The sequence below is a fragment of the Ignavibacteria bacterium genome, assembly GCA_016873775.1.
In the GTDB taxonomy this organism is placed as follows: domain Bacteria; phylum Bacteroidota; class Ignavibacteria; order UBA10030; family F1-140-MAGs086; genus JAGXRH01.
Window position 1 is genome coordinate 1 of record VGWC01000057.1, and the last position, 15,037, is coordinate 15,037.

14 protein-coding genes are annotated in these 15,037 nt (G+C 38.5%); 4 read left to right on the forward strand and 10 right to left on the reverse strand.

Going from position 1 to position 15,037, the window contains the following annotated elements:
- The coding region (locus tag FJ218_08290; GenBank protein ID MBM4166895.1) for a hypothetical protein at window positions 1-880 on the reverse strand (880 nt) is incomplete at its 3' end.
- Between the two features lie 48 nt (window positions 881-928).
- Here FJ218_08290 and FJ218_08295 point away from each other — a divergent pair.
- Complete coding sequence (locus FJ218_08295) at window positions 929-1,249, forward strand: rhodanese-like domain-containing protein (GenBank protein MBM4166896.1); 321 nt, start codon at window positions 929-931, stop codon at window positions 1,247-1,249.
- Window position 1,250: 1 nt separating this feature from the next.
- On the opposite strand, the gene FJ218_08300 is transcribed toward FJ218_08295, so the two are convergent.
- The 9 genes from FJ218_08300 to rlmD form a co-directional block, all read right to left on the reverse strand.
- Complete coding sequence (locus tag FJ218_08300) at window positions 1,251-2,435, reverse strand: hypothetical protein (GenBank protein MBM4166897.1); 1,185 nt, start codon at window positions 2,433-2,435, stop codon at window positions 1,251-1,253.
- Window positions 2,432-2,881, reverse strand: a complete 450-nt coding sequence (locus tag FJ218_08305) for a ubiquinol-cytochrome c reductase iron-sulfur subunit (protein MBM4166898.1) — start codon at window positions 2,879-2,881, stop codon at window positions 2,432-2,434. Before FJ218_08305 ends, FJ218_08300 begins: the two co-directional genes overlap by 4 nt.
- Before the next feature lie 45 nt (window positions 2,882-2,926).
- Window positions 2,927-4,159, reverse strand: a complete 1,233-nt coding sequence (locus FJ218_08310; GenBank protein MBM4166899.1) for a thiol oxidoreductase — start codon at window positions 4,157-4,159, stop codon at window positions 2,927-2,929.
- A 252-nt stretch (window positions 4,160-4,411) separates the two neighbouring features.
- Complete coding sequence (locus FJ218_08315; GenBank protein ID MBM4166900.1) at window positions 4,412-5,716, reverse strand: divalent metal cation transporter; 1,305 nt, start codon at window positions 5,714-5,716, stop codon at window positions 4,412-4,414.
- Between the two features lie 7 nt (window positions 5,717-5,723).
- Entirely contained in the window at window positions 5,724-6,383 is a 660-nt protein-coding gene (locus FJ218_08320) for a metal-dependent transcriptional regulator (protein MBM4166901.1), read from the reverse strand.
- 143 nt (window positions 6,384-6,526) lie between these two features.
- Window positions 6,527-7,699, reverse strand: a complete 1,173-nt coding sequence (hemW, locus tag FJ218_08325; protein ID MBM4166902.1) for a radical SAM family heme chaperone HemW — start codon at window positions 7,697-7,699, stop codon at window positions 6,527-6,529.
- 68 nt (window positions 7,700-7,767) lie between these two features.
- On the reverse strand, window positions 7,768-8,640 hold the full coding sequence (gene lepB / locus FJ218_08330; GenBank protein ID MBM4166903.1) for a signal peptidase I: 873 nt from the start codon (window positions 8,638-8,640) through the stop codon (window positions 7,768-7,770).
- A 77-nt stretch (window positions 8,641-8,717) separates the two neighbouring features.
- On the reverse strand, window positions 8,718-10,517 hold the full coding sequence (gene lepA / locus FJ218_08335) for an elongation factor 4 (GenBank protein MBM4166904.1): 1,800 nt from the start codon (window positions 10,515-10,517) through the stop codon (window positions 8,718-8,720).
- A 234-nt stretch (window positions 10,518-10,751) separates the two neighbouring features.
- Window positions 10,752-12,197 (reverse strand): 23S rRNA (uracil(1939)-C(5))-methyltransferase RlmD, encoded by a 1,446-nt coding sequence (gene rlmD / locus FJ218_08340; GenBank protein ID MBM4166905.1) that lies wholly within the window; start codon window positions 12,195-12,197, stop codon window positions 10,752-10,754.
- 140 nt (window positions 12,198-12,337) lie between these two features.
- Between rlmD and FJ218_08345 the strand changes: the two genes are divergently transcribed.
- The 3 genes from FJ218_08345 (at window position 12,338) to FJ218_08355 (ending at window position 14,908) form a co-directional block, all read left to right on the forward strand.
- The gene (locus tag FJ218_08345; protein MBM4166906.1) at window positions 12,338-12,811 is read left to right on the forward strand and encodes a hypothetical protein; all 474 of its coding nucleotides are present in this window, start codon (window positions 12,338-12,340) and stop codon (window positions 12,809-12,811) included.
- Window positions 12,812-12,960: 149 nt separating this feature from the next.
- Window positions 12,961-13,779 (forward strand): ParA family protein, encoded by an 819-nt coding sequence (locus FJ218_08350; GenBank protein MBM4166907.1) that lies wholly within the window; start codon window positions 12,961-12,963, stop codon window positions 13,777-13,779.
- Between the two features lie 217 nt (window positions 13,780-13,996).
- Window positions 13,997-14,908: a ParB/RepB/Spo0J family partition protein gene (locus tag FJ218_08355; GenBank protein ID MBM4166908.1), complete on the forward strand. Its 912-nt coding sequence runs from the start codon at window positions 13,997-13,999 to the stop codon at window positions 14,906-14,908.
- Window positions 14,909-15,037: the final 129 nt, after the last annotated feature.

Genomic DNA, 15,037 nt, shown 5'->3' on the forward strand with positions numbered 1-15,037 from the left:
ACTCACCGAAGAAACTTTTTCCAAAATTGAGTGCGATGTAAACATTAATTCCCGAGCGTTCCCAATCTCCAAATTTTATTCCGAACTTCGTTTGGTTTGAGCCAGCGTATTTCGGAATTCCAACAAGTGAATTGTGAAATGCGAAAAATAAATTTGTTTCTCTTTTAAAAAGTTTTCCAGTAAATGCATTTGAATGAATTTCAATCCCTTCAAGAAAAGAAATTCGTTTCACAAAACCAGGACGAGAAAAAGTTGAATATGATACTCCTCCATATAAACGCGATTCAACATTTGATAACGAAAATAGTTTTGCAAGTAGAAGTTCTCCAAAATCTTGCGTGAAAGGAATTGGTCCTCCCGGTTTTGTCCAATCACGCGGATACGTATGAGCCCACCAATTTCCGTCCACTAAATGCGCGCTGTGGTGAAGTATGCGCAAACGATAGTGAAGTGATGGATTGATAAGAGAAATATTTCCACCGAAGAAACCATCGAGCGCATCTATTTGTAAATGCAAACCGTTAGCGCCGGTAACGTTTGCGAATCCGAAAAAATTTATTCCAATGTTGAGGGAAGAATTTTCCGTTTGAAAAGAAAATAAATCTTGTTCTGCGCCGATTTCTACTTTCATTTGTTCGGCAGTAAAAAATTTCCATAAACCGATTCGCGCTTCGTACGGATTTGCTATTAATTGTCGGAATTGATGTTTCTCGGGAAGAAATGTAAATCGAGTTTGTGATGAATCGGTTTGAGAGAAAAGATTTGCTGTAAATAAAACTGTTATTGCAAGTGACAACGAAGCAATCTTCTGGAATTTGCTTCGTCGTTTTACTCCTCGCAATGACGATGTAAAAAAATATTTTCGTAGTTTTGTTCGCATTTTTTTCGCGCCAAATATACTTTACAAAAACAACATACTCTAACAACAATGAATCAATTTGAAATTTCTGTTGAAGAACTGAAAAAGAAAATGGATAGTAAAGAAGATTTTCTTCTTGTTGATGTTCGTGAACAGCACGAGAAGAAAATTTCTGACATAGGAGGGATGCTTCTATCTGTGAACTCGCTTCAAATACGCTATAACGAACTCGATAAAGAAAAAGAAATTATTCTCTATTGTAGAACTGGAACAAGAAGTGCGTTGGCAACAAATTTTTTACGCTCTGTTGGGTTTGAAAACGTAAAAAATCTTGTCGGTGGAATTTATGCGTGGTCGGATAAGATTGATAAAAGTGTGAAGAAGTATTGATTTAAAAATAACTTGCCACACTAAAATTTATTCCCGCCGCTTTTTCAACAACATCTACGCGGCTCCAATGCGATAGATAATGATAATCGAGTTTGAACGCAGTATCGTTTGCCGGACGAAAATTTATCCCGAAAGAAATTTTTTGCGTTGCATCCCCTCGTAACTCCGCATCGAAATCTGCAACATCATAACGCGCCGTTACAGTGAAATATGATTTCGGTAGCAATGCAAACCATTGATTTCCAAAACGATAATTTATTTGCGCAAACATTCCCTGTTGCTTCTCTGCAAATAATCCTTGGAGCGATTCTTGAATGTCAATAGTTGCTCGCGTGTACTCACCAATAATATCTAATTTCTCTGTGTTATATTCCCAATCAAATGCCGCGATAGTAAGATTTCGTTTTTTATCAATTTCAAAATCTGCAACGCTGTATGTATTGTAAATTCCCGTGTGCGCGGAAAAACCGAATTCAAAATTTGTTGCCGGCGAATATGTAACTCTTCCGACAAACGAAGGAAGTTGATTATTATCTTCGCCAACATTGCCGCGCCCTTCACGAATTTGTGTTCCTGTTCCATTCGTAACTATTCCATCGTTAAATCCGTTAACTGCATAAAACTCGTACGTTGCTCGCGCTTCGGAAGTTGGAAAGAACGAACCGTAAAAACCCATTCCCGCTTCGGAAAGTGCAGTAGGAATAATTTCTGTCGAGACAAGAGGACGGTCAGTAAATTCGTTCAACGGCGCGTCGTGTGTGAGATTAAATTTTCCGAGCGGAGATAAAATAATTCCTCCGCGAAAAATAAGTGATGGATGAATTTCAAAATCGAGCGCGGCAAATTCGATGGCGATTTCTTCTGTGCCGTGTTCAAATTCGATTTCGGTAAAAAATTTTGTCCGCGAAGAAATAACAGAATGTGTGAACAAATTAAATCTCCGCGCTTCGAATGTTATTTCTTCCGTAACTCCTTCTTCGCGTTCCAACTTCCACACCGCTTCCATATAACCGCCGATTGCAGTTTTAGAAAAAGCATTGGTAACAAATGGTTTATCGTACACTCCACCACGTACAAATGAACGCGATGGTTTCGTTGTGTCGCTTTCTTGCGAAGTTGCTGTTGTAACCAACGATAATAGAACAAAAGGAATAATGGAGTATATAGTTTTTAATATGTGACTCATAAAAAAATGGTAAGATAGTTATTGTGAAATTCCGTACGGAACGATGTGAGTGGACGTTCTGCAGGACCGCGCATAACATTTCCATCGAGCGAAAATGTAGAACCGTGACATCCGCAATGAAAAAAAGAATTTTCTTTTCGCACCGTGCAGCCGAGATGAGAACACACGGGAGAGAGTGCGAGATATTCTGTTTCACTCTTTTTTGTAACGATAATTTCTTGTGCAATATTTTCTACATCGAATTCAATTGCGTTTCCGATTTCATTCAATTCAGGAAAACGAGAAATGTCAAGAGAAATTTTTTTATCGAAACTTTTTGTCGTGTACGTTACGAATGAATTTAGCGCGCAACTGCTTAATAATGGGAGTGTTGTTATACTTCCAACGAGCAAAGTCGAGCATTGTGCAAGAAATGTTCGTCTGTTATATTGTGTTGTGTTGTGCATTGAAAGACAATAGAAAACTTCGAGAAAGACAAATTCTTGATTGTTTCAGAGTGAACGTAAAAACGCGAGCACTGATTCTTTATCGGGATTGGAAAGCGCATTGAATAAATTTTTCGCGTTCATTGCTTCGCCGCCGTGAAAAAGAATTGCGGTTTTTAAATCTGTTGTTCTTCCGTCATGAAGATAATACGCCGTGCCGCCAAGGTTTTCAGCAGTCAGTCGCAATCCCCATAGCGGTGTTGTCCTCCATTCGTTTCCGCTTGCATTTCCTTCAATAAAATTATCGGCAAGTTCAGAACCCATATCGTGCAGCAGTAAATCAGAATAGAGGTGAACAGTTTTGTTGCTGAGTGCGGATATTGTCGGATGTGTTCCTGTTTGCATCGAAGGAATATGACATGACGCGCATCCGATGGCAGTGAACAGACTGTCTCCGCGGCGAATTTGCGGAGTAATGCTTCCACGTTTTGGAGGAGCGAGCGCACGCAAATACAAAGCGACATCGTGAATGGAAGATGTAGAAACTTCAGGTTCGGGAATGTTTTCGCTGATTGTTCCGAGTTGCGCGTGTTGTAGTTCTTGCGGAAAAAATTCTGAAGTGATCCCCATATCCTGAATATATGCGGTAGCAACTTGTTGTACTAAAAATGGAGTTCCGGCTTTTCTTCCGAAGCGACCAAGATACTTTCCGTTATGCACAATTGCGTTTGTTGGAATTGCCCACGTCGGCGCATCAACAAAATTTGCTTTTCCGGAAATTCCATCTCCATTTGTATCAAACTCATCACTGTTTACAAGAATGTGTGAATCGGGAACTGCTTCAAGCAATCCCATTCCAAATACAGGAGGTCCGCTGCGAACAGAAATTGCGTTTGCCTGTGATGGAATTTCTTCCGGAGAAATTCCCGGAATCGAACGCTGTTGCAGTTGAGCGCCGCCGTGATCGGCATAAAAATTTACGTCCACGTTCGTTCCATCATTTAATTGAAATCGTTTTAAGTTAGTGCGCGGATGACCTTTTCCATCGCCGTTGTGACAACTTTCGCACGATGGTTGTACGAAAATTGGTCCGAGTCCTTCATTGACGAAAAAAACTTTTTCAAATGCTGCATCACCGCGAGAGAAAGAATGTTGTTGCTCTTGTGTTATTCCTGCAATCGGTTGGTCAAATGTTTCTCCGATTTCAGGTTTTGAAGTAAAGATTGTATCGCAACCGGAAAAGAAAATGAAAAATGAAAAAGGAAAAAGGAAAAATTTTTGATGTATTGTGTGTTTCATAAAAATGTAAATTGTCCCTAAGGGATGTCTTCAATATAAAATATAAGGTAATGTTTCACAAGAGTCGGTGGAAATTATTACAAGACCGTAAACGATCTTGCTGGACGAAGAAAGAATCATAAATGATTCTTTCGTTTTATTCCGATTTATCGGGATTTTTTCGCCGTAGCACGACCATTGATTGTCGTGGAGAAAGTGCTTTGGGAGCATCGTCATTTTCCTATTACAAACTCTTGTGAAGCACGACCAACTCTAAAATGCAAACTCTCCGCCAAATGTTTTATATAAAAGCAAAACATTCAACGCGATGATAACCACTGCGCAAACAATAGCAAGATTTGTTACCCATTGTTTATTTGTAAGTTCTCCCATCATCGTTTTGTCTTTAGTAAATGTGATGAGAGGAATAATTGCAAATGGAAGTTGGAAACTGAGAAACACTTGACTCAATACGAGCAGTTGTAATGGATTTGTTCCAATCGCAATTGCAATTACTGCGGGAATCATAACAATCAATCGTAAAATTAAACGGCGCAACCAAGGACGAATTTTTATTTCGAGAAAACCTTCCATCACAATTTGCCCTGCCATCGTTCCCGTAGTTGAAGAAGAAATCCCCGAAGCGAGCAATGCAAGAGCAAACACTAACGCAGACATTCCGCCAAAAAGAATTTCCAATGTTTTATGCGCTTCTTCGATGGAAACAATTTCTAAATTTCTTGTGTAAAATGCGCCTGCAGACATAATGAGAATTGCAGAATTGACAAACCACGCTCCGTTCAATGCAATAATGGAATCGAGTTTTGCAAAGCGAAAGATTTTTTTCTTTTCTTCGATGGTTGGTTTTTCCGATAATCGCGATTGAATTATATTGGAATGTAGATATAAATTATGCGGCATTACTGTTGCGCCAAGAATTCCAATGGCGACGAGAATACTTTCCGAATTTATTTTTGGAACAACAACGTGATAAGGAATGATAGACCAGTCCGGCGAAGCAAAAAATAATTCTACGACATAACATAATCCGATGGTTGCAACAAACGTAATAATTGCATATTCGAGCGGACGAAAACCGTAACGCTGCAATGCGAGTATGAGCAAGACATCGAATCCCGTTATCAATACTGCGGTGAACAAATCAATATGAAACAACAGATAGATTGCAAGTGCAGAGCCGAGAAATTCTGCAAGGTCAGTTGCAATCATCGCAAGTTCTGCGGTGAGCCAGAGGAACAAACTTGTCGGTCGAGAATATTTTTCTTTGCAGTTTTGTGCTAAATCTTTTCCGGTTGCAATTCCTAATTTCGCAGAAAGAGTTTGCAGTAAAATCGCCATCATATTACTGAGGAAAATCACCCATAATAAACTATAACCAAATCGTGAACCCCCTTCGATATCCGTTGCCCAATTTCCCGGGTCCATATAACCGACGCTTACGAGGAATGCAGGACCAAGTGCGCGAATAAAATCTCTGTTGAAAATTTTTTTAATTCCTTTTTGTTCAGAAAGCGTTTCTGAGACGCGGGGGAGAGTAAATGTTGCTAAGTCATTCATTGTGGTTTTATGCAGGAATAGTTTGAATAAAAATACATCGCGCAAGTTTTTGGCTTAGTGGAATTGTTTGTTTGTTTGCTTTCACAATTACTGAACCATCAAAAGAAATTTTGTCAATCACTTTCAGTCTCGTTTGCAAACCGAGTCCGATTTTTTTTAGGTATTGCAATACTTCGGGACTTCTATCACTTACGCGTGAAATAATCCCAGAAATTCCTTTTTCGCACTCATCGAGTAATTGGGAATGCGTTTCTATAAGTTCACCATTTGCTGAGGGAATTGGGTCACCATGCGGGTCAATTTTCGGAAAGCCGAGAACGGCATCGAGTTTGCTTTCCATTTTTTCTGAAGTAACGTGTTCTAATAGTTCTGCTTCGTTGTGAATTTCATCCCATGAAAAGTCGAGGAACTTCACAAGAAACATTTCCCACAAACGATGCCGTCGAACAATTTTTAGCGCTGTGGATTTTCCTTTTTTGGTGAGTTGAACTCCTTTGCGCGGAATGTATTTCACGTAGCCATTCTCGGAAAGCCGCTTCATCATATCGTTTGCTGACGCATCGGAAACTTCTAATGCTTTAGCGAGAGATGACGTAGAAACAGAACCGACATTTTTTTCAATCCCGTAAATCCGTTTGATATAATCTTCCGTAGTAATTGTTTCCATAATTCAAAATAATAATTTAGGTACATCTAAATTGATGTTTAAGCGGGCAAAAGAAACGGAAAAGTTTTAAAATAAAAAAGCAAAACCGATAATGATTTTGCTGTTTCCTTACAACGATTTTAAGACGACAATGGCAAAAATTTTTATAGAACTTCGTGCTTCTGTGCCTTTGTGGTAAAAAAAGAATTATGAGTTAGGCGGTTGACAATTTCTTCGCAAAGAAGAAAACCTTTATTTGTCAATCGCAGTATTGGATTGTCAATAAGAATGTATTCATTGGAAAGAAGTTCGGCGATAATATTATGCTGTTCTTTTAGCAAATCTACCCCAAAATCATTTTTTATTTTTTCAACATCAATTCCTTCGCTTCGTAATCCAAGCATTATTGTTTCTTCAAAATGTTGTTCTTCGGAAAGAATTTCTTCGCCTGCGATGGGAAGTTCATTGTTGAAAAGTTTTTGCGTGTATGTGGAAAGATTGGCAATATTCGACCAACGCTTTGCCATTCCGTTATTCCAATATGAATGTGCCGATGGACCGAACGAAAGATAGTTTGAATGATTCCAATAATTTTTATTGTGTTGACAATGAAATCCTTTCTTTCCGTAATTGGAAACTTCGTAATGTTCAAAACCATTTCGTTCAAGAAACTCCATTGTGAATTCAAACATCGAAGCATCCGTTTCTGTTTGTGGAAGTGTAACTTGATTCATGGCAACAAGACGATTGAGCGGGGTGTTTTGTTCAACGATTAAACTGTAAGCGGAAATATGCGTTGATTCAAGTTTAATCGCTTGTTCTAAATTGCTTTTCCATCGTTCAAGCGTTTGATTCGGTAAAGCAAAAATCAAATCGAGATTGAGATTTTCAAAACCAACATTTTTTGCAAGACGAATCGCATCTTTAGCTTTTTGTGAGTTATGAATACGTGAAAGAAATAACAAATCGTCATCAAAAAATGATTGGACTCCAAAACTTATTCTGTTTATTCCGAGGGAATGAAATGCTTTCAGTTTTTCTTCATCAACGGTTTCGGGATTTGCTTCGAGCGTTATTTCTGATTTTGGAGAAAGAGAAAAGTTTTTGTGAATGAGAGAAAATATTTTTTCGAGTTGTGACGGAGTGAGGAGAGAAGGAGTTCCGCCGCCGAAGAATATTGTTTCATACGTTTCTCCGTGAAATTGTTTTTGCAGTTCAATTTCAATTTCTAATGCTTTGAGAAATTCATCGAGCGGAGAAAGCGTTTCGATGGAATAAAAATCGCAGTAAATACATTTGCGTTCACAGAACGGAATGTGGAAATAGAGCGAAGACACGAGATTTCAATCGAGGGGTTAGCGGTTTGAGGTAGAAATTTATTTTTATCTCAAACCAAATCATTTCACTACTTCACTAAATTTCCAACTCTCGAAAGCCGAATTGAAGCAAGTTTATCCACAAGTTGTGTAAATGGTAAATCCGGATCCCACGACCAGTAGAGAAATAGTGGTGTTCCAATTACGTCTTCTTCGGGAATAAATCCCCAGAATCTGCTATCAAGGGAATTATCACGATTGTCGCCCATTCCGAAAAGATAATCACGTTTGACAGTATATGTTGACGTTTCATTTCCATTGACAAAGATTTTTCCGTTTCGAAAGTCAATAGTATTTTTTTCGCGAAGAATAAACGTTTCCCAATGTTCAATAGTATTCATCGTAAGTTGAATCACGTCTCCTTGTTTTGGAATACGGATTGGACCATAGTTTTGTTCGTTAAAGAATTCTCCTTTGGGAAAAATTCGTGGGTCAGCATAATTCGGAAGAGAGCCGGATTGTTCGAAATTGACGTATCGTGGGAACGGGACAAATTCGCCATTGACGTACACTTTTCGTTGCCTGATTTCCAATGTGTCGCCAGCAAGAGCAATGCAGCGTTTCAAATAATATGCGAATGGATTTGCTTTTACTTCATCGCGATTGCCGGGAAATTCAAACACAATGACTTCGTTGCGTTGCACGTTTCGTAATGCAGGAAATTTAAAGTTCGGAACTCGAATATCGGTAAGTGGAATTGTGCGCGGCGTTGTTCCTCCAAAAATAAATTTGTTCACGATGAGAAAATCACCGGGAAGAATTTCGTTCATCATTGACCCTGTTGGAACTTCGAACGAAGCGATGACGAAACTGTTCAGCACAAGAAAAATCCCGAATACGGATGCCATTTCTCGAAGCCATTGTAGAAAAGTCTGTTTTGGTTTTGGTTCTTTTTGTTTCATAAAAATTTCGTTTAAGGTGAAGTAGTGAACATTAGAGTTCAAGAAAAAATTCCTTCGGAAAAATAATAGAATGGTTTCTATTCTTCTTCCATAGCAAGTAACGCAAGAAACGCTTCCTGAGGAATTTCAACATTGCCAACTTGTTTCATACGTTTCTTTCCTTCTTTTTGACGTTCAAGAAGTTTTCGCTTGCGTGATATATCACCTCCGTAGCATTTTGCGATGACGTTTTTTCGCATCGGAGAAATGGTGTTGCGCGCAATGACTTTATTTCCGATAGCGGCTTGAATGGCAATTTCGAACATTTGTCGCGGAATGAGTTCACGAAGTTTCGCGCATAATTTTTTTCCCCATTCATACGATTTCTCGCGATGGACAATTGCAGAAAGCGCATCAACTGGTTCAGCATTTAAGAGAATATCGAGTTTGACGAGATCCGATTCGCGGTAACCGATAAATTCATAATCAAACGAAGCATACCCCCGCGACATTGATTTCAGTTTATCATAAAAATCAAAAATAATTTCCATCAGAGGAAGTTCAAACCGAATATCCACACGTGTTTGGTCAAGGTATGTTGTGTTCTTAAAAATTCCCCGACGTTCCATTGCAAGTTTCATAATGTTTCCGATGTATTCCGTAGGAGTGATAATTTGCGCAGAAACAAACGGTTCTTCAATTTTCTCAATTTCTCCTTGCGGAGGCATTTGAACGGGATTATCAACTGCAAGAACGTCTTTATTTGTTTTCATTACACGAAATTCAACGGTGGGAACAGTCGTGATAATGGATTGATTATATTCTCGTTCTAAACGTTCCTGAATAATTTCCATATGAAGCAATCCGAGGAATCCACAACGAAAACCGAAACCAAGTGCAGACGAAGTTTCCGGTTCATAAAATAATGAAGCGTCGTTCATCTGAAGTTTTGCAAGTGAATCGCGAAGTTCTTCAAATGCTTCAGAATTTGTAGGAAATACACCGGCGAACACCATTGGTTTTACGGTTTTATAGCCATGAAGCGGTTCTAATGCAAGGTTATTTGGGTTCATAACGGTATCACCAACTTTAATTTCGTGAAGGTCGCGAATGCCGGCAATGAGATATCCAACTTCGCCAGCAACAATTTTACCGGTTCGTTTTCTTTGTAATTCTAGGACGCCAATTTCTTCCGCTTCGTACATTTTTCCGGTAAAATGAAACTGAAGTTTATCGCGTTCTTTTAATTCACCATCAACCATTCTGATATATGCAATCGCACCGCGATAATTATCGAAAAGTGAATCGAAAATTAATGCGCGAGGCGAGGCAATAGTATTTCCTTTTGGGGAAGGAACGCGCTGGACAATTGCTTCGAGAATCTCGTTGATGCCCGTACCTGATTTTGCGCTTGCAAAAATAATTTCTGCTTCACTACATCCAAGTAATTCGATAACCTGTTGTTGTACAGTATCAACCATTGCGTGAGGTAAGTCAATTTTATTGAGAACGGGAATAATTGTTAGCCCTGCATCAATTGCTAAATAGAGATTGGAAATGGTTTGCGCTTCCACTCCTTGCGAAGCGTCAACAACGAGGATTGCACCTTCACAAGCGGCGATAGAGCGTGAAACTTCATACGTAAAATCAACATGTCCTGGAGTATCAATCAGGTTGAGCGTATACGTTGTGCCATTGTTTGCTTTATACTCCATTTTAATTGCGTGAAGTTTTATCGTAATGCCGCGTTCTTGTTCAAGTTCCATATCGTCGAGAACTTGATTGAACTTCATTTCACGTTTGGTAATTGTTCCAGTGGTTTCTAATAATCTATCAGCAAGCGTAGATTTTCCATGGTCAATGTGTGCAATAATGCAAAAGTTACGAATGTTTTCCATTTCAAAACGATTAAACAAAAAATCCCGCAATAGCGGGAGATAAAAAAGAGCAAAGCCCGCAACGATGGGGGAGGCGGCCCATCGTCAATAGAAGGAGGGGAATCTTCTACATAACAAGAAGGCGGGCTTCGCTTAAAATTTTGTGAAACAAATATACGAAATGGAAATTATTTTAATAATATTTTAAAAAAAGAAATTTTTCTTTAATAACAAGACTTGCTTAGTATTTATACTTTATAGTCCATTAATATCTCTGTATGTCATTTTTACAACATTCTCAACGTGCGTAGTGTGGGGGAACATATCTATCGGTTGTAAACTTATCGGCGAATAACCTGCTTGAAACAATGCTTTACAATCGCGTGCTTGTGTAGCAGGATTACAACTGACATACACGATTGTTTTGGGACTGGTATCTACTATTTCTTCTATCACTTGTGTCGTGAGACCATTGCGTGGTGGGTCAACGACAATAACATCGGGAAGAGGAAGATTCATCCGCCATTTCTTTCGTTCTTTTTTCAACAACTGAAAATTGTAGTGGATGAAAGTTGCATTGTTAATATTATTTATTTTTGCATTTTCAATTGCGTCGGCAATTGCGCTTTCAATCATTTCAACTCCGAAAATATGTGAGCAAGACTCAGCAAGGTATTGTGTAATAGTTCCCGTTCCACAATATAAATCGTACACAATATCTGTTGGACGAAGTTCTGCAAATTGTTGCACTACTGAATAGAGTTGTTCCGTTTGTAGCGTATTCGTTTGAAAAAATGAGCGCGCAGAAATTTTAAATTGTAGTTTCCCAATTTGTTCCGAAATAAAACCTTTTCCGAAATAGAGTTCTTCTTTTTCTCCGTATGCTACTTGTGCAATTTGTGAATTGATGGTATTGACGATTGTCGTTATTTCTGGAAATTGAACAACCAATTGTTGAGAAAGTTCACGCATAACTTCCGATTTGTTTTCGAATGTTACAATATTCAACATAATTTCATTTGTCTTTTTTCCTTCTCGAATTACAAGATTACGAAAAAATCCGCTCCGATACTGCGAAGAATATGCTGATAACGAATGTTCTCTCGCGTACGTACGTATGAAATTTACGATACGATTGCTTTGTAGAGATTGCAAGAAACACTCGTCAATATCGAGTACTTTTTTCCAATTCCTAAAAGTGTGCAATCCAAGAAATACATTGCTCTTCCTAGAAGTTTTAAGCGCCGTGTTTTCCGCTCTATTCCTTTTCCATTCATCGTTCGAAATCCACTGTTCATCCGAAAAAGAGAATTCCATTTTGTTTCGGTAGTAAAATTTCTCGGATGATGGTATGATAGGAAAAATGTTAAGATTAGTAAATCCACCAATGTGTGCAAATGCATCTTCAACACATTTTTGTTTATAGAAAAGTTGTTGCGTATAATCGAAATGTTGCCACGAACATCCGCCGCACGTTCCGAAAGACTTACATTGTGGTTGCAAACGATACGGAGAACTCGAAAGAATTTCAACGACATCCGCTTCCGCAAATTTTTTTTTCACGCTGAATATTCTTGCTTTGATAATATCTCCTGGTATTCCTCCTTTGACAAAAACCACCATTCCCTCGTGTCGCCCCAATGCTTTTCCTTCTTCCGAAATATCCGTGAGCGAAAGAATGAACTCGTCGTTTCTATTCATAAAATTTTTAAGAAATATATGAGAAGAACACCATAAACAGAATTTTTCTTTTCGTACGGTTTCAAAAGAAAATTATTTAGGCAATAATAATTATATTTTGCACGTTAATTTTTAAATCGAATATCTTGTAGAGTATTTGAATGGATTTCCTTTTGTGGTCGTGCAAAAGTCTGCATATTTTTAGCACAGTTGTTTTGCTCGGTGGAATATTGTTTCAAGCAGGCGTTTTGTATCCCGTTGCGCGCGTAGAAACGTATGAAACACATTCGTTCACATTGCATTTGGAACGGAGATTCATTCCGTTCGTTTGGCTTTCGTTGTGGACGTTACTTATTACCGGAGTATTTCTCTCAATATTTTCTGAAGAATATCATTTGTTCGAATTTTCTACACAACAGCAAATTCTGCTGTTGCTCAAAGAACTCACGTTTTTACTCATTGCACTTTTTTCATTTGGGTACGTTCGAATATTTCGTATGCTTGAAAAAGAACTCACTTTGCAGGAACCAAGCAGTGAAGCGATTGCATTGTTTTTACAACGGATGAAAACATTTCGCACTATAAACGTTTTTTTAGGTATTACCGTTTTACTTCTTGTTGCCGGGATGAAATAATATTATGTTTAGTTTTCTCTGGCGTTTCATTATAGCGACTGTTGTTGCTACAGGAATTACAATATTTCTCTTCGATATGTACATTGGAGTATTGATTTGGTTTATTGTATTTTTCGGAATGAAAATAAAATCGAAATAGGAAATTTTCCTTGTCAAAAATAATCGCCATAGCAAATCAAAAAGGCGGGGTAGGAAAAACAACAACCGCAATCAATCTCGCGGCTTCCATTGCTACGTTGGATTTTCCTGTGCTTGTTGTTGATCTTGACCCGCAATCCAACGCAACAAGCGGTTTGGGAATTGATAAATATAATTCCGAAAACAAAACTTCCTACGATGTGTTGCTCGGAAGAAATTCAATTGAAGAAGCAATACTTCCAACACAAGTTGAAAATTTATTTCTCGTTCCATCAACGGTAAATTTAGTCGCGGCAGAATTAGAATTGATTGAACTGGAAAATCGTGAACGACGTTTGGAACTTGCATTACAATTAATAAAAGAAAAGTTCGCATTTATTTTTCTCGATTGTCCGCCATCGCTTGGATTGCTGACGCTGAATTGTTTAGTTGCATCCGATACTGTTTTGATTCCGATGCAATGCGAGTTTTATGCGCTTGAAGGTTTATCGCAGCTTCTCAACACGATGAATATGGTGCAGGAAAATTTGAATCCGCGTTTGCAAATCGAAGGCGTGTTGATGACGATGTACGATAGTCGTTTAAAAATTGCGAATCAAATTGTGCAAGAAGTAAAAAATTTCTTCGGAGAAAAATTGTATAAAACAATTATCAATCGCAGCGTTCGTCTCATCGAAGCGGCGAGTTATGGAAAACCGGTAATTCTGTACGAGCCAACAAGTTCCGGTTCGCGTTTGTATGAAGATTTGGCAATGGAAGTTTTGGAAAGAAATAATTTAATTCAAAACAATATTGTAGAAGAAAATAAAGTTTCAGAACTGTCCGAATAACGAAACGTTACGAATTTGCGAATGTTATTTTCTTATGTCATTGCGAGGAGTGAAACGACGAAGCAATCTTCTGGGGATTGCTTCACTGAGTTCGCAATGACAAGTATTTTGGAAATTCTCTGATTCGTAAATTCGCAAACATTCGATATTCGCACAATCTCAAAATCTCATAGTTTTAAAATCTAACAATCTCAAGTTCTCATCATCTTAAAAAACAATGAACGGAAAACACAAAGAACCACTCGGCAGAGGATTAGCCGCACTTATTCGTCCCGTGCAACGACAAGAAGCGCTGCAACAAAAAGTCGAAGAAAAAATTATAACGGAAATTCGTAAGGAAAACATTTCGGAAATTGACGTTGCAAAAATTTCCTCTAATCCATTTCAACCGCGCAAAGATTTCAATCAGGAAGCGTTGGATGAATTGAAACAATCCATTGCTCAGAACGGAATAATTCAACCGATTACTGTGCGCAAAGTCGGCGATGAAAAATTTCAACTCATTTCCGGTGAACGACGTTTGCGCGCGTGTCAAGAACTCGGCAAAGAAAAAATTCCTGCGTACATAATGGAAGTACATTCCAATGAACAAATGCTCGAGTTTGCTCTCATCGAAAATTTACAGCGCGAGCATTTGAATCCGATTGAAATTGCCGTTTCGTATCAGCGTTTGATTGACGAATGTAAACTCACGCACGAACAAGTTTCGGAAAAAGTGGGGAAGAGCAGAACGGCGGTAACAAACAATTTGCGTTTGCTCAAACTTCCGCAGACAATTCAAGATGGCGTACGTGAAAAGAAAATTTCTGAAGGACACGCGCGAAGTTTGGCAGCGATTCCGACGGAGATGGAGCAACTTGTTGTGTTCAATAAAATTGTGAAGTTTGATTTGTCGGTGAGAAAAGTTGAACAGATTGTGCAAGAGTACAATAAGGAAAATAAACTCCGAACACGTATTCCGAAAAAATATTTTCCGCCGAATGAAGTAGAAGAAAAACTTCGCAATGCGCTCGGAACAAAAGTAATGATTAAACAAAAGGCAAAAGGCAACGGCGAAATCGTCGTAGAATATTATTCGCTCGATGATTTGGAGCGATTGATTGAATTAATATCGACTACTAAAAATTAAATTTTATGAAACGCATCATACAAACAGAAAACGCGCCGCTTCCAATTGGTCCGTATAGTCAAGGAGTGGTGTTTGGCAGCGGCATTTTAATTACTGCGGGACAAATTCCGCTTGACCCTTCTACGGGAA